The organism is Amycolatopsis sp. NPDC051128, assembly GCF_040682715.1.
Classification (GTDB): domain Bacteria; phylum Actinomycetota; class Actinomycetes; order Mycobacteriales; family Pseudonocardiaceae; genus Amycolatopsis.
In genome coordinates this window covers 30555-48660 of sequence record NZ_JBFBBN010000035.1, presented here as the reverse complement: position 1 = coordinate 48660, position 18106 = coordinate 30555, and the positions used below count along the sequence as shown (strand labels likewise).

General features: G+C 70.8%; 16 protein-coding genes and 1 pseudogene. 8 read left to right on the top strand and 9 right to left on the bottom strand.

What is annotated here, in order from left to right; translation table 11 throughout:
• Positions 1 to 355 precede the first annotated feature (355 nt).
• Positions 356 to 2017: a fumarate hydratase gene (locus tag AB0M82_RS30095; RefSeq protein ID WP_364728831.1), complete on the top strand. Its 1662-nt coding sequence runs from the start codon at positions 356 to 358 to the stop codon at positions 2015 to 2017.
• 63 nt (positions 2018 to 2080) lie between these two features.
• On the opposite strand, the gene AB0M82_RS30090 is transcribed toward AB0M82_RS30095, so the two are convergent.
• The 4 genes and pseudogenes from AB0M82_RS30090 to AB0M82_RS30075 all read right to left on the bottom strand — a co-directional run.
• A complete protein-coding gene (locus AB0M82_RS30090) occupies positions 2081 to 2752 on the bottom strand; it encodes a hypothetical protein (protein ID WP_364728828.1) in 672 nt (223 codons plus the stop codon).
• Between the two features lie 196 nt (positions 2753 to 2948).
• Positions 2949 to 3464: a hypothetical protein gene (locus AB0M82_RS30085; protein WP_364728957.1), complete on the bottom strand. Its 516-nt coding sequence runs from the start codon at positions 3462 to 3464 to the stop codon at positions 2949 to 2951.
• 131 nt (positions 3465 to 3595) lie between these two features.
• A complete protein-coding gene (locus tag AB0M82_RS30080; RefSeq protein WP_364728825.1) occupies positions 3596 to 4093 on the bottom strand; it encodes a hypothetical protein in 498 nt (165 codons plus the stop codon).
• A gap of 54 nt (positions 4094 to 4147) precedes the next feature.
• A pseudogene (locus AB0M82_RS30075) lies at positions 4148 to 4255 on the bottom strand (GntR family transcriptional regulator); the annotation flags it as partial.
• Between the two features lie 65 nt (positions 4256 to 4320).
• Here AB0M82_RS30075 and AB0M82_RS30070 point away from each other — a divergent pair.
• Together AB0M82_RS30070 and AB0M82_RS30065 are read left to right on the top strand one after the other, a co-directional pair.
• The gene (locus tag AB0M82_RS30070) at positions 4321 to 5538 is read left to right on the top strand and encodes an amino acid permease (protein WP_364728822.1); all 1218 of its coding nucleotides are present in this window, start codon (positions 4321 to 4323) and stop codon (positions 5536 to 5538) included.
• Positions 5539 to 5664: 126 nt separating this feature from the next.
• Positions 5665 to 6471 (top strand): serine protease, encoded by an 807-nt coding sequence (locus tag AB0M82_RS30065; protein ID WP_364728819.1) that lies wholly within the window; start codon positions 5665 to 5667, stop codon positions 6469 to 6471.
• A gap of 67 nt (positions 6472 to 6538) precedes the next feature.
• On the opposite strand, the gene AB0M82_RS30060 is transcribed toward AB0M82_RS30065, so the two are convergent.
• Both AB0M82_RS30060 and AB0M82_RS30055 read right to left on the bottom strand, forming a co-directional pair.
• Complete coding sequence (locus AB0M82_RS30060; protein WP_364728816.1) at positions 6539 to 7639, bottom strand: nitronate monooxygenase family protein; 1101 nt, start codon at positions 7637 to 7639, stop codon at positions 6539 to 6541.
• A gap of 13 nt (positions 7640 to 7652) precedes the next feature.
• On the bottom strand, positions 7653 to 9269 hold the full coding sequence (locus AB0M82_RS30055; protein WP_364728813.1) for an acyl-CoA synthetase: 1617 nt from the start codon (positions 9267 to 9269) through the stop codon (positions 7653 to 7655).
• 62 nt (positions 9270 to 9331) lie between these two features.
• Between AB0M82_RS30055 and AB0M82_RS30050 the strand changes: the two genes are divergently transcribed.
• From AB0M82_RS30050 to AB0M82_RS30035, 4 genes are all read left to right on the top strand, one after another.
• On the top strand, positions 9332 to 10120 hold the full coding sequence (locus tag AB0M82_RS30050) for a crotonase/enoyl-CoA hydratase family protein (RefSeq protein ID WP_364728810.1): 789 nt from the start codon (positions 9332 to 9334) through the stop codon (positions 10118 to 10120).
• A gap of 101 nt (positions 10121 to 10221) precedes the next feature.
• A complete protein-coding gene (locus tag AB0M82_RS30045) occupies positions 10222 to 11199 on the top strand; it encodes an OB-fold domain-containing protein (RefSeq protein WP_364728807.1) in 978 nt (325 codons plus the stop codon).
• A 7-nt stretch (positions 11200 to 11206) separates the two neighbouring features.
• The gene (locus tag AB0M82_RS30040) at positions 11207 to 12220 is read left to right on the top strand and encodes a thiolase domain-containing protein (RefSeq protein ID WP_364728804.1); all 1014 of its coding nucleotides are present in this window, start codon (positions 11207 to 11209) and stop codon (positions 12218 to 12220) included.
• Positions 12217 to 13380 carry a thiolase domain-containing protein gene (locus tag AB0M82_RS30035; protein WP_364728801.1) on the top strand — a complete coding sequence of 388 codons (1164 nt, stop codon included), beginning with the start codon at positions 12217 to 12219 and terminating at the stop codon, positions 13378 to 13380. Before AB0M82_RS30040 ends, AB0M82_RS30035 begins: the two co-directional genes overlap by 4 nt.
• 66 nt (positions 13381 to 13446) lie before the next feature.
• On the opposite strand, the gene AB0M82_RS30030 is transcribed toward AB0M82_RS30035, so the two are convergent.
• The 3 genes from AB0M82_RS30030 to AB0M82_RS30020 all read right to left on the bottom strand — a co-directional run bounded on the left by AB0M82_RS30030 (position 13447) and on the right by AB0M82_RS30020 (position 16628).
• On the bottom strand, positions 13447 to 14466 hold the full coding sequence (locus tag AB0M82_RS30030; protein ID WP_364728798.1) for a YhjD/YihY/BrkB family envelope integrity protein: 1020 nt from the start codon (positions 14464 to 14466) through the stop codon (positions 13447 to 13449).
• 58 nt (positions 14467 to 14524) lie between these two features.
• The gene (locus AB0M82_RS30025; protein WP_364728795.1) at positions 14525 to 15316 is read right to left on the bottom strand and encodes a transglutaminase family protein; all 792 of its coding nucleotides are present in this window, start codon (positions 15314 to 15316) and stop codon (positions 14525 to 14527) included.
• An 85-nt stretch (positions 15317 to 15401) separates the two neighbouring features.
• Positions 15402 to 16628 carry a cytochrome P450 gene (locus AB0M82_RS30020; protein WP_364728792.1) on the bottom strand — a complete coding sequence of 409 codons (1227 nt, stop codon included), beginning with the start codon at positions 16626 to 16628 and terminating at the stop codon, positions 15402 to 15404.
• Between the two features lie 241 nt (positions 16629 to 16869).
• Here AB0M82_RS30020 and AB0M82_RS30015 point away from each other — a divergent pair, with 241 nt between their 5' ends.
• Positions 16870 to 18027, top strand: coding sequence for a steroid 3-ketoacyl-CoA thiolase (locus tag AB0M82_RS30015; protein ID WP_364728789.1), 1158 nt, complete (start codon positions 16870 to 16872; stop codon positions 18025 to 18027).
• The last annotated feature ends 79 nt before the right edge of the window (positions 18028 to 18106 follow it).

Below are 18106 nucleotides of genomic sequence, written 5' to 3'. Positions count from 1 at the left end.
AAGTCGTCCACGAAATGTGGTTTCGGCGTTCACGGGCGTGGGTAGCAACCCTCGGTAACACCCGTTCGGCCGCGTTGACTTATGACCTGTGTCACGACACATTCTTTGAGCGGCCGAAACGGCACCTGGGACGCAGAACCACGCGACCGGATGTGCACGCATCTGGGAGCTTTCCCCGGGAGGTCGGGTCCGTCGGGGTGGACCCGGCCTCCCGACCAGCTTCAGCCGGCCAGGCGCCGGTTTCTTTGTGGGGTGGGGCGGGTGGGGTGTCCCACAGTGACCGGATGCCTCTTCGGCGTGGACCTCCCGGCTGCGTAGGGTGGGCGGATCCCGGAGCTGGCAAAGGAGCCTGGCAGTGCCGTCCACCACCACGTTTCAGCACACCGAAGTCCTCCCGCTGGGCAAGGACACCACCACCGAGTACCGGCTGGTCACCGCCGAAGGCGTCGAGACCGTCGAAGCCGCCGGGCGGAAGTTCCTGAAGGTCGACCCCGCGGCGCTCACCACCCTCGCGCGCACCGCCATCACCGACATCCAGCACCTGTTGCGCACGTCACACCTGGCTCAGCTGCGCGCCATCGTCGACGACCCCGAAGCCAGCGGCAACGACCGCTTCGTCGCCATGGACCTGCTGCGCAACGCCGCCATCTCCGCCGGCGGCGTCCTCCCGATGTGCCAGGACACCGGGACCGCCATCGTCATCGGCAAGCGCGGTGAGGGCGTCCTCACCGGCGGTGACGACGAGCGTGCCCTCTCCCAGGGCATCTTCGACGCCTACCAGCAGCTGAACCTCCGCTACTCGCAGATGGCGCCGCTGAACTTCTGGGACGAGCGCAACACCGGGACGAACCTGCCCGCCCAGGTCGAGCTCTACCACAAGGACGGTGCCGATGACCCGTCCTACGAGTTCCTCTTCATGGCGAAGGGTGGCGGCAGCGCCAACAAGACGTTCCTCTACCAGGAGACCAAGGCCGTCCTGAACCCGAAGCGCCTCGCGCGGTTCCTCGACGAGAAGCTGCGTGGCCTCGGCACCGCGGCCTGCCCGCCGTACCACCTCGCGATCGTCGTCGGCGGTCTGTCGGCCGAGTTCAACCTGAAGGTCGCGAAGCTCGCCTCCGCGCGCTACCTCGACACGCTCCCGACCGAGGGCTCCGCGCTGGGCCACGCCTTCCGCGACCCGGACCTCGAGCAGCAGGTCCTCGAGATGACCCGCCAGTTCGGCATCGGCGCGCAGTTCGGCGGCAAGTACTTCTGCCACGACGTCCGCGTCGTCCGGCTCCCGCGCCACGGCGCGTCCTGCCCCGTCGGCATCGCCGTCTCCTGCTCCGCCGACCGGCAGGCCAAGGCCAAGATCACCGCCGACGGCGTGTTCATCGAACAGCTCGAGCACGACCCGGCCCGGTTCCTCCCCGAGGTCACCGAGGAAGACCTCTCCGACGACGTCGTCGCCGTCGACCTCAACCGGCCGATGGCCGAGATCCGCGCGCAGCTTTCGCGGCTTCCGGTGAAGACCCGGCTTTCGCTCACCGGGCCGCTGGTCGTCGCCCGCGACATCGCGCACGCCAAGATCGCCGAACGCCTCGACGCCGGCGAGGAGATGCCGGACTACCTGAAGAACCACCCGGTCTACTACGCGGGCCCGGCGAAGACGCCGGAGGGCTACGCGTCCGGCTCGTTCGGGCCCACCACGGCCGGGCGCATGGACTCCTACGTCGAGCAGTTCCAGGCCGCCGGCGGCTCACTCGTCATGCTGGCCAAGGGAAACCGCTCGAAGCAGGTGACGGCCGCGTGCCAGGCGCACGGCGGGTTCTACCTCGGCTCCATCGGCGGCCCGGCCGCCCGGCTCGCGCAGGACTGCATCAAGAAGGTCGACGTCCTCGAGTACGCCGAGCTCGGCATGGAGGCCGTCTGGAAGATCGAGGTCGAGGACTTCCCGGCGTTCGTCGTCATCGACGACAAGGGCAACGACTTCTTCGCCAGCACCGGCGATCCGGTGCTGCAGATCAGCTTCCGCTGACCCGAGCCACCGGCCGGCGCCCCTGTCCGTCCACTGTGGCCGGACAGGGCGCCGGAGCGTTCCTCAGCCCACGCGTTCGATCCGCGCGCGCCGGATGAGGAACTTCCCGGGCTCCCGAACCTGTTCGAAGGCCGCGTTGTTGAGCAACGTGCAGCTGCCCGACACCGAAGTCACCTCCACCGTCGTGGACTTCGAGTTGTCGAGGTTCGTCACCTTCAGCTTCGTCCCCGCCGGGAACTGGTTGCTCGACGCCGCGGGCGCGCCCGCCTCGCCCGAGAGCGTCACGGTGGAGCCGGCGCACACGACGTCCCCCGTCGGCGCCGCCGCGTCCGCGGCACCGGCCTGGTCCTGCTTCTTCTGCTGACCGGGCGCCTGGGCCTTGCCCGGCGCGTTGCCGGAGTTGCCGGGGGCGGCGGCCTGGCCGTTGCCCGCGACGACGTTCGCGGCGCAGCCGGCGACCTGCCGGCGCTGCTGGATCAGGTCGACCACCGCCTGCCGGTTGGCGATCCGCGCGGCCGACTGCGCGTCCGGGTTCGCCTGCTGGCCCGCGATGAAGTTCAGGTTGTTCTGCAGGGCGGTGTCGAGTCCCGCGCAGTTCTCCTTCGGCGCCTCGGCCGCGTTGCCCGCGGGACTGCTCAGCGCGATCGCGGTCGCGGTGATGCCGGAAACACCCAGCAGCGCGGCCAGGCCGATGGTCGCCTGCTTGCGGTGCCGGCCACTACTCAACCGGGGCATGTGCCCCTCCTCTCTGGTCACCACCTCATCCGGGGACACGGCCCGGTCGCGGCCGGGGTTCAACACTGGTCTCGACAAATTTCGACAACTTCGACACTGCCGCGACCATGCCGGACTTCGCGCCGAGCGCGGGCGATGATCGCGGTGCGTGCGGCCTGGCCTGGGCTTCCCCTCCGGGGAGCCCAGGCCGGGGCCATTACTTCGGCGGCGTGGTCTTCAGCACCACCGTGCGCTGGTCCAGCGGCGCGGCCAGCGCGACCGAGAGCACCGGGTACCGGATGTCCATCGTGCACATCTGGCCGGTCTGGGCCTTGGTCTCGCTCAGGTTGACGACGACGCGGTCGCCCGTCTGCTCGGCCGCCTCGCCGAGCGCGTGGCCGCAGCCGCCCTCCTGGGCGCGGATGTTGAGGATGGTGCCGCCGTTGGCCGTCCACACCTCGTGCGGGAACCCCGCGGGCAGCGCGGTCGCGTCGATCTTGTCCGCCGGCACCGGGCTGCTGCCCTCGGGCACGGTGAGCCGGGGCTTGCCCGGCGGGTTGGCCGTCGGCGGCGCCGGCAGCACCGATTCACTCGGCGACGGCGATGGCGATGGCGACGTCGACACGCTGCCGGTGGGCGCCGCGGAGTCGCCGCCGGAGGCGGGCCGGCCGGTGGGCATGTCCTGGCCGGCGCAGGCCGTCGCCATCAGCAGGAACGCGCCTGTCCCGACCACCTTCGCTAAGTACCTCATGTCCCGAAGACGGACCCGGGGTGGCGCGGGGTTGCATCGGCCGGAGGCCGGACATGGCCTGGGCGGGGCCGCGCCGGGCATCCCGGGCCGGCCCCGCCCAGCGTTCACGGGGGTCAGCCCTGGCGGAGGACGACCGTGCGCGTGCCGAGCGGCGCGTCGAGCGCCAGGGGGATCTTGATCTCCCTGATGTAGTCCGGGCACAGCTGGCCCTTCGGCGCGGAGCCGACGGCGACCAGCACGACCACCTGCTGCGCCGTCTGCTCGCCGACGCGCGCCGAGATGCGGCGGCAGCCGCCTTCCTCGGCCTGCAGGACGAGGGTCCGGCCGTCGATGGCGCGGAAGAGGCTGCGAGGGTACCCCTCGGGCAGCCCACGGGCATCGACCTGCGTCTCGGCGACGACGTCGTCGCCCGGCGCGATGCCCTGCGTCGGGCGCCCGACGGTCTGGGACGGCGGCAGGGCGGGCGTCGGCGTCGGCACGCTCGACAGCGTCGTGGGCGTCGACGGCCCGGCGCTGCTCGCCGCGGGGCCGCCGGCGCCGGTACTCGCCCCGCAGGCGGTCACCGTGAGCAGCAGCAGGCCCGTCCCCAGCAGTTTCACCGTCGTGCGCATACCTGCCAGACGGAAGCGGACCCCCGCCGGGTTGCATCCGGCCGGCGTTCGGGGACGCCGTACGGTCGCCCTCGACACTTCGAACCGCTCACCCGGTTCTCGTTCCGTGGGCAGCGCCGCTCCTTCCATGAGTTCCTCGATCACCGCCGGCGGTTCGACCTTTCCCTTCGGCCGTGGTTCGCTTTGGCCGGATCAGCACCATGGCTTTCCCACGGAGGATCACCCGGATGCGTTCGGCACCACTGGCACGTCGGCTCGGCCTCGCCGACGCCGTTTTCCTGGGCCTCGGCTCGATGATCGGGGCAGGCGTGTTCGTCGCGTTCGCTCCGGCGGCGCGCGCCGCGGGGGCCGGGCTGTTGCTCGCGCTGGTCGTGGCGGCCGTCGTCGCGTACTGCAATGCGACGTCTTCGGCGCGGCTCGCCGCGATTCATCCGGAATCGGGCGGCACCTATGTTTACGGCCGGGAAAGGCTCGGTGAATTCTGGGGATACCTCGCCGGGTGGGGCTTCGTCACCGGGAAGACGGCCAGCTGCGCCGCGATGACGCTGACCGTCGTCGCCTACGCCGCGCCCGGGCTCGGGCAGCCGTGGCGGAGCCTTCTGGCGGTCGCGGTGGTCGCCGCGCTCACCGCCGTCAACTACTTCGGCGTGCACCGGTCGGCGCTCGCGACCCGGGTGATCGTGTCGTGCACCCTGCTCGTGCTCACCGCCGCGGCCGTGACGATGGCCGCCGGACCGTCGGACGGCGGCCCGCTCGTCGCCTGGCCGGGTGGCACCGGCGTGCTCGAAGCGGCCGGGCTGCTCTTCTTCGCCTTCGCCGGGTACGCCCGGCTCGCCACGCTCGGCGAGGAGGTCCGCGACCCGGCCCGCACCATCCCCCGCGCCATCCCGCTCGCCCTCGGCATCACCCTCGTGGTCTACGCCGCGCTGGCGGTGCTGCTGCTCGTCCGGCTCGGCCCGGCCGCGCTCGCCGCGAGCCCGGACCCGATCGCCGCGGCCGTCCCGGGGTGGCTCGCCCCGGTCGTCCGGGTGGGCGCGGCCGTCGCCGCCCTCGGTTCACTGCTCGCGCTCATCCTCGGGGTCTCGCGCACGACGCTGGCGATGAGCCGCGACGGCCACCTCCCCCGCTTCCTCGCCGCCGTGCACCCGCGCTACCAGGTGCCGCACCGGGCCGAGCTCGCCGTCGGGCTCGTCGTCGCCGTGCTCGCCGCGTCGATCGACCTGCGCGCCGCGATCGGCTTCTCGTCCTTCGCTGTCCTGACGTACTACGCGATCGCCAACGCCGCGGCGTTCACGCTGAGCGGGAAGGCCCGGCCGATCGCCGTCCTCGGCTTCGCCGGGTGCGTGGTGCTCGCCTTCAGCCTTCCCCTGCCGTCGGTGCTCGCGGGCTGCGTCGCGCTGTCGCTGGGCGGTTCGGCCTACGGCGTTCGTCGGATCCGTCGGTGAGAAATCACCCAACCGCCCGGAAGATCCGAAGAAAGTCGGTTGTCCCGGTCTGTGCGCACCTGGTGTAGTCGTGGGGTCGCTCTCGAGCTCCGCTTCCACTGTGGACACTGGAAGGACTGATCCCCCTTGGCCCCCAAGCGCTGGTTCACCCTGCTCAGAAACGCCACCGTCACACTCGCCGCGGTCGCCGCGGCGGCCTCGTTCGCCACCCCCGCGATCGCCACCGCCGCCCAGCCGCCGTCCACCGACGTCGTCGGCGGAACCCGGGCGGCGCAGGGCGAATTCCCCTTCATGGTCCGGCTTTCCATGGGCTGCGGCGGGGCGCTGTACACGAACCAGATCGTCCTGACCGCCGCCCACTGCGTCAGCCGGACCGGGGCCAACACCTCGATCACGGCGACCGTCGGTGTGGTCGACCTGCAGAGCACCAGCGCCAAGAAGATCAAGTCGACCTACGTCTACCGGTCCCCCACCTACGACACCTCGACCGGCGGCGACTGGGCGCTGATCAAGCTCGCCAGCCCGGTCAGCGGCCTCACCACGCTGCCGATCGCGACGACCACGGCGTACAACTCCGGCACGTTCACCGTGGCGGGCTGGGGTGCGGCGACCGAGGGCGGTTCGCAGCAGCGGTACCTGCTCAAGGCGACCGTTCCGTTCGTCGCCGACTCGACCTGCGCCGCGCAGGGCGGCAGCTACCCCGACCTCATCCCGAGCGCCGAGATCTGCGCGGGCAACCTGGCCTCCGGCGGGGTGGACACCTGCCAGGGCGACTCCGGTGGCCCGATGTTCCGCCGGGACAGCGCGAACGCGTGGATCCAGGTCGGCATCGTCAGCTGGGGTGACGGCTGCGCCCGGGCGCACGCTCCCGGCGTCTACACCGAGGTGAGCACGTTCGCGTCGAAGATCGCCGCGGCGGCCGCCAGTCTGTAGCCCCTCCGAAGTCCGTGAATGGCACATTGAGGGACTTCAAGTCCCTCGATGTGCCATTCACGGCTTTTCAGCGGGTCTTGTCCAGGCGGGAAAGCGCTTCTTCGTAACCGGTCACCAGCTCGGCGACGACGTCGGCGACCGGCCGCACCTCGTTCATCCGGCCGACGATCTGCCCGACCGGCATCGACACGACGCTCGGGTCGTTCGCCGCGTGGATCCGGTTGTGGGCGGGGGAAACCAGCAGGTTCTGCAGCGGCATCGGCAGCGGCTCGGGTGCGTCCGGCGCCGCCCACGCCTCGGTCCAGCGGGTCTTCAGCAGCCGGGCCGGCTTGCCGGTATAAATCCGCGTCCGCACGGTGTCCGACGACGACGCCGCCACGAGCGCCTGCTGCATCGCCACCGATTCGGCCATCGTCTGCAGATATTCCTCGGTGGCCAGCCACATCGAGCCCATCCAGACGCCGGACGCGCCGAGCGCGAGCGCCGCGGCCATCTGGCGGCCGGAACCGATTCCCCCCGCGGCGAGCACCGGCACGTCGACGGCGTCGACGATCTCCGGCACCAGCACCATGGACGCGATCTCGCCGGTGTGCCCGCCGGCTTCGTAGCCCTGCGCCACCACGAAGTCGACGCCGTTTTCGACGTGCCGGACCGCGTGCTCGGCCTTCCCGGCGAGCGCCGCGACCGGGACGCCCTTCTCGTGGCACTGGCCGATGACGTCCACCGGCGGCGAGCCGAGTGCGTTGGCGATCAGCTTGATCGGGTGGTTGAGCGCGACCTCGACGTGCGACCGGGCGACCGAGTGCAGCCAGCCGAGCACGCCGGCGCGCTCGTCGGTGTCCTCCGGCAGCGGCGGCACCGAAAGCTCCTTGAGCACCCGGTCGACGAACGCGCGGTGCCCGTCGGGGATGAGCTTCGCCAGGTCGACCTGGGTGCCCTCGGCGGGGATCTTCGCCGGCATCACGATGTCGACGCCGTACGGCTTCCCGCCGGTGTTCTCGTCCATCCAGGTGAGCACCCGGTCGAGCTCGGCGGCGTCGTTGAACCGCACGCAGCCGAGCACGCCGAGCCCGCCGGCGCGGCTGAGCGCCGCGGCGACGTGTTCCGACGGGGTGAACCCGATGATCGGCAGGTCGATGCCGAGCCGGTCGCACAGGGGTGTCCGCACCGTGTTGTCCTCCTCAGACGGGCTGGGCCGCGGCCGGCTCGTGCTCGGCGGCGTAGCGCTGGGCCCACGGGTAGTCCGGTTTGCCGCTGGGCGAGCGGCCGATCTCGCCGGTCAGCCAGATCGTGCGCGGCACCTTGTACCCGGCGATCTCACCGCGGACGTGCTCCTCGATCGCGCCGAGGTCCGGTTCGGCGCCGGCGCGGAGCTGGATGACCGCGGCGACGCGCTGGCCGAGCCGCTCGTCCGGGATGCCGATCACCAGCGCGTCGAAGACGTCGGGGTGCGACTTCAGCGCCCCTTCGACCTCTTCCGGGTAGACCTTCTCGCCGCCGGTGTTGACGCACTGGGAGCCGCGGCCGAGCAGCGTGACCGTGCCGTCCTCCTCGTAGCGGGCGTAGTCGCCCGGAACGACGTAGCGGACGCCGTCGACCTCGACGAAGATCTTCTTGCTCTTCTCGGGATCGTGGTAGTAGCCGAGCGGGACGTGCCCTCGCCGGCCGATCAGCCCGATCGCGCCGGGCTTCTGCTCGACGAGGTTGCCGTCGTCGTCGAGCAGGATCGCGTCCTTGCCGAAGGTCACCCGCGGCCCGGCGCTGTGGTCGGAACCCTTGCCCACCATGCCGATGCCGGTGAAGCCGCTTTCCGACGAGCCGATCGCGTCGGTGATCACGGCGTTCGGCAGCAGCTCGACGAACTCCTGCTTCACCGACTGCGAGAACAGCGCGGCGTGGCTCGACACCGCGACGATCGACGAAGCGTCGTAGTTCCCCTCGCGGTAGGCCTCGATGAGCGGCCGCGCCATCGCGTCACCGACGATCGTGAGGACCTGGACCTTGTTGTCCTGCACGGCTTTCCAGATCTCGTGGGCGTCGAAGCGGGGCACGAACACCACGGGGCTGCCGGTGAACAGCGCCCCGAACGCGGCCCACTGCGCGGCGCCGTGGATCAGCGGTGCGGCGGGCAGCCTCGTGAGGCTCCCGGCCTTGCCCTGCTCGGCGAGCGTCCACTCGTCGGGGATGTACTCGCCGGTGACGAAGTTGATGCCGCCGCCGAGCGCGCGCCACACGTCCTCCTGCCGCCACAGCACCCCTTTGGGATACCCCGTGGTGCCGCCGGTGTAGAGGATGTAGAGGTCGTCGGCCGAGCGTTCTTCGAAGTCGCGCTCGGGCGACTGCTGGCTCAGCGCCGTCTCGTAGTCGACGCCGCCGTAGCTTTCGTAGTCGCCGTCACTGCCGTCGTCGATCACGACAACGTGTTTCAGTTTCGGCGTCTCCGGCAGGACGGCGGCGACCTTGTCCGCGTAGCCGCGTTCGTGCACGAGGGCGACGAGGTCGGCGTCGGTGAACAGGTAGACGAGTTCGCCGTGCACGTATCGGTAGTTGATGTTGACGGCGATCGCGCGCAGCTTGTACGCCGCGATCATCGCCTCGAGGGCCTCGATCGAATTGCGGGAATAGACCCCGATGTGGGACCCGCGTCCCACGCCGTGCGCGGCGAGGTGGTGGGCGAGCCGGTTGGCCCGCGCCTCCAGTTCGGCGAAGGTGACCCGCCGGTCGCCGCACACGACCGCGACGCGCTCCGGCACGGCGTCGACGGCGTGCTCCAGAAGATCCGCGATGTTGAGTGCCACGCCCTCAAAGTAGAACATGTTATCGTTCTGGGCAATGGCACTGCTCCTTCAGGAGGTTTTCCGTGGGTGAACCGCACGCGCTGGTCTCGCAGGAGGGGCAGACCCTCGTCGTCACGATGAACCGGCCCGAGGCGCGCAACGCGATCACCGGCGAGATGATGGAGATCATGGTCTCGGCCTGGGACCGCGTCGACGCCGACGACTCGATCCGCAGCTGCGTCCTGACCGGCGCGGGCGGCGCGTTCTGCGCGGGCGCCGACCTGAAGTCGATGTCGAAGAACTCGCCTTCGGCTTCGTTCGCCTCCGGCAAGTTCGACCCTTCGCGCATCCCCGGCCTCCTGAAGGGGCGCCGCCTGACGAAGCCGCTGATCGCGGCGGTCGAGGGCCCGGCGATCGCCGGCGGCACCGAGATCCTCCAGGGGACGGACATCCGGGTGGCGGGCAAGAGCGCGCGCTTCGGGGTCTCCGAGGCCCGTTGGGGGCTGTTCCCGATGGGCGGCTCGGCGGTGCGCCTGCCGCGCCAGATCCCGTACACGGTGGCGGCGGACATCCTGCTCACGGGCCGGCACATCACGGCCGACGAAGCCCTGGCCATCGGCTTGATCGGGCACGTGGTCCCGGACGGTTCCGCGCTCGCGAAGGCCTTGGAGCTGGCTTCGCTGGTGAACGCGAACGGCCCCTTGGCCGTGCGGGCCATCCTCCGGACGATCCGGGACACCGAGGGCCTCCACGAGGAAGAGGCCTTCAAGCTCGACTCGCAGTACGGGGTCGAGGTCTTCGCGTCGGACGACGCCAAGGAGGGGCCGCGGGCGTTCGCGGAGAAGCGGAAGCCCGAGTTCAAGGGCCGCTGAGGACACCCATGACCAGAGAACTAGAACACGTTATAAAGTTCACCTGAGCAGCTTGCGGAGGAATCTTGCCGCCAAATAAAGAACATGTTTCACTCAAGGGCGTGACCGAGACACCACTGGCGGCACCCCTCAACGTCGGCTTCGACTACACCCGCTCCACCGGGCCGGTCCTGGGCCGGTTCGTCAACGGGCTGCGCGAACACCGCATCGAAGGCATCCGCGGCAGCGACGGCCGGGTGCACGTCCCGCCGGTCGAGTACGACCCGGTGACCGCCGAACAGCTCAGCGAGTTCGTCCCGGTGAGCGAAGAGGGCACCGTCGTCTCCTGGTCGTGGTGCCCGGAGCCGCTCGACGGCCAGCCGCTGAGCCGCCCGTTCGCCTGGGCGCTGGTCCGCCTCGACGGCGCCGACACGGCGATGCTCCACGCCGTCGACGCGGGCGAGCCCGGCAACATCCACAGTGGACAGCGGGTCCGCGTCCGCTGGGCCGACGACGCGGTGGGGCACATCCGCGACATCGCCTACTTCCTGCCGGTGGACGCCGAAGACACCACGCCGACCGAACCCGCTCCCCCGGTCGCCGACCGCGAGGAAGGCGCGCCGGTCAGTGTGATCATCACCCCGGTGCACCTGCGCTACCAGCACTCGGCGTCCCCCGAGGAGAGCCGCTACCTGCGCGGGCTCGCCGAAGGGAAACTGATCGGCCAGCGCTGCCCCGCCTGCGGCAAGGTCTACATCCCGCCGCGCGGCGCCTGCCCGACCGACGGCGTGCCGACCACCGACGAGGTCGAGCTGCCCGACACCGGCGTCGTCACGACGTTCTGCATCGTCAACGTCCCGTTCCTCGGCCAGCGGATCAAGCCGCCGTACGTCGCCGCGTACATCCTGCTCGACGGCGCCGACATCGCCTTCCTCCACCTCGTGCTCGGCTGCGACGCCCAGGACGTCCGGATGGGCCTGCGCGTGCGGGCCGCCTGGAAGCCCCGCGAAGAGTGGTGGACGTCGCTGGAGAACATCAGCCACTTCGAGCCGACCGGCGAGCCGGACGCGGCCTACGAAACCTTCGCCCACCACCTGTGAGGTCCTGATGCCAGACGTCGCGATCGCGGGCTTCGCGAAGGCCCCGAACGTCCGCGAAACCGAGGGAACCACCAACGGCGTGGAGATGCTCGTCCCGATCTTCGCCGAGGTCTTCGCGCAGACCGGCTTGTCCAAGCAGGACATCGGATTCTGGTGCTCCGGCTCGTCGGACTACCTGGCCGGGCGCGCGTTCTCGTTCATCGCCGCGGTCGACGCGATCGGCGCGTTCCCGCCGATCCACGAGTCGCACGTCGAGATGGACGCCGCCTGGGCGCTGTACGAGGCGTGGCTGAAGATCAGGATGGGCGAGGTCGAGACCGCGCTCATCTACGGCTTCGGCAAGTCCAGTGCCGGTCAGCTGCGCCGGGTGCTCGCCCTGCAGCTCGACCCGTACGTCGTCACCCCCCTGTGGCCGGACTCGATCTCGATCGCCGGCATCCAGGCGCGGCTGGGCCTGGAGGCCGGCCTCTGGTCCGAAAAGGACCTCGCCGAGGTCGCCGCGCGCGGCACGGGCAAGGACGTCAGCGAGCTCCTCGACGCGCCGTACTTCGCCGACCCCCTGCGCCGGCACGACATCGCGCCGGTCACCGACGGCGCGGCGGTGCTTGTCCTGTCCACTGTGGAACGGGCCCGCGACATCGTCGAACGGCCGGCGGTGATCACCGGGATCGAGCACCGCGTCGACTCCCCCGTGCTCGGCGCCCGCGACCTGACCCGCTCGCCGTCGACCGAAGCGGCGGCCAAGGCGCTGGACCTCGACGGCGTGGACCTCGCCGAGCTGCACGCGCCGTTCACGCACCAGGAGCTGATCCTGCGGACCGCGCTCGGCCTCGACGAAAGCGTGAAGATCAACCCGTCCGGCGGCGCGCTGGCCGCGAACCCGATGTTCTCCGCCGGCCTCGCCCGCATCGGCGAAGCGGCGACGCGGATCCACCGCGGCGAATCCCGCAAGGCGGTGGCCCACGCGACAAGCGGGCCCGCCCTGCAACAGAACCTGGTGACCGTGCTGGAGGCCCGATGACCAAGCAGCTCACCGCCGTGCTCGGCACCGGCCAGACGCACCACCGCGCCAAGCGCGCCGACGTCTCGATGCCGGGCCTGCTGCGCGAGGCGATCGACCGCGCGATGGCCGACGCCCAGGTCGGCTGGGCCGACATCGACGCCGTCGTGCTCGGCAAGGCCCCGGACCTGTTCGAGGGCGTCATGATGCCCGAGCTGTTCCTCGCCGATTCCCTGGGAGCGACCGGGAAACCGTTGCTGCGCGTGCACACCGCCGGTTCGGTCGGCGGGTCGACGGCGCTGGTCGCGGCGTCGCTCGTCCAAGCGGGCGTGCACCGCCGGGTGCTCACCGTGGCGTACGAGAAGCAGTCCGAGTCGAACGCGATGTGGGGGCTGTCCATCCTGCCGCCGTTCCAGATGCCGGTCGGCGCCGGCGCGGGCGGCTACTTCGCCCCGCACGTGCGCTCCTACATCCGCCGTTCGGGCGCGCCCGAGCACGTCGGGGCGATCGTCGCGGCGAAGGACCGGCGCAACGGAGCGCTGAACCCGTACGCGCACCTGCGGCAGCCGGACATCACCGTCGAGGCGGTGCGGAAGTCGCAGATGCTGTGGGACCCGATCCGCTACGACGAGACGTGCCCGTCGTCCGACGGCGCGTGCGCGATGGTGCTCGGCGACGAGGCCGCCGGGGACGCCGTCGAGGGCGGCGCCGCGTGGATCCACGCGACGGCGATGCGCACCGAGCCGACCACGTTCGCCGGCCGCGACCAGGTGAACCCGCGGGCCGGACGCGACGCCGCGGCCGCGCTGTGGGCCGAAGCCGGCATCACGGACCCGATGTCCGAAGTGGACGTCGCCGAGATCTACGTGCCGTTCTCCTGGTTCGAGCCGATGTGGCTGGAGAACCTCGGGTTCGCGCCCGAAGGCGAGGGCTGGAAGGTCACCGAGGCGGGCGAGACGGCGATCGGCGGCCGGCTGCCGTGCAACCCGTCCGGCGGGGTGCTCTCGTCCAACCCGATCGGCGCGTCCGGCATGCTCCGGTTCTCCGAAGCGGCGAAGCAGGTCATGGGCCGGGCCGGGGACTACCAGGTGGACGGCGCGCGCGTCGCGCTCGGGCACGCCTACGGCGGCGGGTCGCAGTACTTCTCGATGTGGGTGGTCGGCTCCGAAAAACCCGCCTGACGGCACTTTCATAGGGAAAGTGGCGCTTTGCTGCGCAAAGTGGAGCTTTCATAGGGAAAGCTCCGCTCACCGCCGGGAACGGCGCCAGCGGAGCGCGAGCAGCGTCCCGATCACCCCGGTGACCAGGCCGACCGTGGCGGGCACCGCGACCGGCCGCTCGGCCGCGACCACCGGCTTCAGCACCACCGGGGCCGGTGGCTGGACCGGTTTCGGTGGCGCGTCCGAGCCGGTCGCGGTCCACGCCGTGACGTAGACGAGCATCCGCGCGACCAGCGAGATGAAGAAGATCAGGCCGATCACCGAACCGAACGCGATGCCGGTCGGCGAGTCGCCGATCAGCCGGAGGTAGATCCCGCCGGCCTGCTTCAGCAGCTCGAACCCGAGCGCCAGGGCGATCGCGCCCCGCACCGCGCTGCGCGCACCCACCGGCTGCCGCGGCAGGCGGGTCAGCACCCAGAGGAACACCAGCCAGTCGGCGGCCAGCGCCAGCGGCACCGACGACGCCGACACGAGCTGGTGCCCCCAGCTCGTGTCGTCGAGGCCGGCCAGCCGGAGCAGGTAGCCGCCCAGCGCGGTGCCGGAGATGGTGAGCGTGAACGACACCAGCAGCGCCACGCTCAGGCCGAGCAGCGCGAGCAGGTCGACGGCGATCAGGCGCGGCAGCGACTGGTCCGACCGGTTCTGCCCCCACAGCGCGGTCAGCGAGTCCCGCAGCGCGTTCATCCAGTTCCAGCCCGAGTACAGGCCGATGGCCAGCCCGAACACCCCGACGCTCGTGCGCTGCTCGACGAACCCGGTGAGCAGCTTGGTGGCCTTGCCGCCGAGCGCGCCGGGCAGCGTGCTGACGATCGCGTGGACCATCGTGCCGAGCAGGTGCGGCTGGCTGGCCAGCACGAACCCGGCGACCGACGAGGCGACCATCAGCAGCGGGACCAGGGACAACAGGCTGAAGTAGGTGATCGAGGCGACGTAGTGGTACCCGCCGCAGTCGATGTAGCGGTTGGTCGCGCGGGCGATGTGGTCCAGCCACCGGTACCGGGCACGCGCCCGGGCCCAGGCGCTCGGGGCCTTGGGGGAACTCTTCACGAACACTGTCTACCCAGCCCTCGGTCTCGTAGTGCGGGCAACACGCCGTTCGCGGGCGTCAGCCGAGAACGACCAGCTCGGACCAGTCCTCCTCGGGCAGCGCGGCGTCCGTCGTCGCGAACACCGTGCTGCCCAGGAAGTCGAGCTCGCAGCCCAGGGTGGCGAGGAAGGACGTGTCCGCGGCGTCGCGGCCGGTGGAGATCCGGAGCATGCTCCGCCGCGGCGCGAGGTGGGTGGCGTCGAAGACGTACCAGTGGCCGTCGATCGCGGCCTCGAAGACGGCATGGAAATCCATCGGGGACAGGCCGGGCGCGTAGACGCCGACGTAGCGCGCGGGGATGTCGAGGAGCCGGCACAGCGAGATGCCGACGTGCGCGAAGTCACGGCAGACGCCTTCGCCGGCCAGCAGGGTGTCGATCGCGTCGTCGGTGCCCCGGCTGGACCCGACCACATAGGACAGTCGCTCGTGGACGTGCCGGACGATCGCGAACACCCGGCTCCTGGTGTCCGGCAGGGCGAACAGCTCCGGCGGGACCAGCCCGGCGATCCGGTCGGACGGGCAGTACCGGCTCGGCCGGGTGAACACCGCGACGTCGGCGAGCGTGACCGGCTCGGGTCCGGGCTCGGTCAGCGCGCGCTCCGCGTGGTAGGTGACGCGGTGCTCCCCCGCCGGCAGTTCGAAGACCTCGGCACGGGTCCCGTGCTCGAACTCGACGGGCCGGCTTTCGCCGTGCCAGGACACGCGGAGCTCTTCGGTGTCCGCGTGCGCCGCGGCGACCGAGATCGCCGCCGGGCCTGGCTCGGTGACGCGCACGGAGAACTCGACGTCGACGCTCGCTCGGGGGGCCATCGCGTCATCATGTCATCCGGCCACGGCGGGGACGACACGCGAGCCCGGCTGCTCGAGCCCGCGTGTCGTCCCGGATTCCGGCGCCTCAGGCGTAGCGGACCGGGTAGTGCTTGATGCCGTTGAGCCAGCTGGAACGCAGCCGGACCGGGGGCGCCGCCTCGGTGATGTTCGGCATCACGTCGGCGATGGCGTTGAAGATCAGGTCGATCTGCAGCCGGGCCAGGTTCGCCCCGATGCAGTAGTGCGAACCGGTGCCGCCGAACCCGACGTGCGGGTTGTCCTCGCGGAGGACGTCGAACTTCTCCGGGTCCTGGAACACCTCGTGGTCGAAGTTGGCGGAGCTGTAGAACATGCCGACGCGGTCGCCCTTGCGGATGTGCGCGCCGCCGAGCTCGGTGTCGCGGGTGGCGGTGCGCTGGAAGGCGATCACCGGGGTGGCCCAGCGGACGATCTCGTCGGGCGCGGTTTTCGGCCGCTGTTCCTTGAACAGCTCCCACTGGTCCGGGTGGTCCAGGAGCGCCTTCATGCCGTGGGTGATGGAGTTGCGCGTCGTCTCGTTGCCCGCGACGGCGAGCAGGATGACGAAGAAGCCGAACTCGTCGGAGCCGAGCTCTTCGCCGTCGACGTCGGCCTGGACCAGCTTCGTGACGATGTCGTCCATCGGGCACTTGCGGCGGTCCTCGGCCATGTTCCAGGCGTAGCCGATGAGCTGGGTGGACGCCTCCAGGGGCTCGAGCTCGTACTCGGGGTCGTCGTAGGCGACCATCTGGTTGGACCAGTCGAAGATCTTGAGCCGGTCCTCCTGCGGGATGCCGATCAGCTCGGCGATCGCCTGCAGCGGCAGCTCGCATGCGACGTCGGTGACGAAGTCGCCGGTGCCCTTCTTGCGGGCTTCGGTGACGATCCGGTCCGCGCGGTCGCGGAGGGTGTCCTCGAGCTTGGCGATCGAGCGCGGGGTGAAGCCCTTCGACACGATCCGCCGCAGCTTGGTGTGCTGCGGGGCGTCCATGTTGAGCAGCACCAGGCGGTTCGCTTCGAGGTTGTCCTCGGTCATGTTCTCGTCGAAGCGGATGATGGCGGTCTTTTCCCGCGACGAGTAGAGCGTGCTGTCGCGGGAGACCTCCTTGACGTCCGCGTGGCGCGAGACGACCCAGTACCCGTCGTCGCGGAAGCCCGCGGTGTTGTGTTTCTGGGGGTTCCACCACACCGGGGCCGTTCGCCTCAGTTCGGCGAACTCGGCCACGGGGAGCCGTTGCGCCAGTAGGTCGGGATCGGTGAAGTCGAACCCGGCGGGGATGAGCGGAGCGGCCACGGTGCCTCCCACGTTCGCCTTGAAACACGTTCTAGGTTGGATTAGAGCATACGGTGTTAACCAAAGGAAGACCGCTCAGTGAAACCCGTTTACTTGACCGATGATGCCAGGTGAGCACTTGCTCACCCCAGGAAGATCAACATCACGCCGCGCCTGCGGCGACTTGCGCAGAATGATAACTTGTTCTAGTTTTCGACTCAGTGTTGTCTAGCGAACCGTGTTTCCCGACGAAGGGGACGAGATGGGCGTGCCGGTCATCGTCGAAGCCGTGCGGACCCCGATCGGCAAGCGGGGCGGGCTGCTCGCCGGCCTGCACGCGGCCGAGCTGCTGGGCGCGGCGCAGCTCGCCCTGCTCGACCGGGCCGGGATCGACCCGGCGCTGGTGGAGCAGCTGATCGGCGGCTGCGTCACGCAGGCCGGCGAGCAGTCGAACAACGTGACGCGCACGGCGTGGCTGCACGCGGGCCTGCCCGAGACGGCCGGCGCGACGACGATCGACGCCCAGTGCGGCTCGGCGCAGCAGGCCACCCACCTGGTCGCCGGCCTGATCGCGGCGGGCGCCATCGACGTCGGCGTGGCCTGCGGGGTCGAGGCGATGAGCCGGGTGCCGCTGGGCACGAACCGGGCCGGCGCGTCACCGCGGCCGTCGTCGTGGTCGATCGACCTGCCCAACCAGTACGGCGCGGCCGAGCGGATCGCGGTCCGGCGCGGGCTGACGCGCGCGGACGTCGACGCGTTCGGCGCCGCGTCCCAGCAGAAGGCGGCGGCCGCGTGGGCGGCTGGGCACTTCGACCGCGAAGTGGTCCCGGTCAAGGCGCCGGTCCTCGACGCTGACGGTGGTTTGACGGGCGAAACCCGCCTGGTCGGCCGCGACCAAGGTCTCCGCGAGACGACGGTCGAAGGCCTGTCCCGGCTGAAGCCGGTCGTGGAGGACGGCGTCCACACGGCGGGAACGTCGTCCCAGATTTCCGACGGCGCGGCGGCCCTGCTCCTGATGGACGCCGACCGCGCGGCGTCGCTCGGCTTGCGTCCCCGGGCGCGGATCGTCGCACAGGCGCTGGTCGGCGCCGAGCCGTACTACCACCTGGACGGCCCGATCCGCGCGACGGAACGCGTGCTCGACCGCGCCGGGATGACCATCGGCGACCCGGACCTGTTCGAGGTCAACGAAGCTTTCGCGTCGGTGGCGCTGTCGTGGCAGCAGGTGCTTTCGCCGGATCCGTCCCGGGTGAACGTCAACGGCGGCGCCATCGCCCTCGGCCACCCGGTGGGCAGCACGGGAGCGAGGCTGCTGACGACGGCGTTGCACGAGCTGGAGCGCCGGGACGCCTCGACGGCACTGGTGACGATGTGCGCGGGCGGCGCCCTCGCCACGGCGACGATCATCGAACGCCTCTGACGGAGCTTCGGAAAGCCCGTAGGTGCCGACCCTGCGAGCGCCCGGCGTTCTGTCATACCGCGCACGTCGGCGTGGCGCC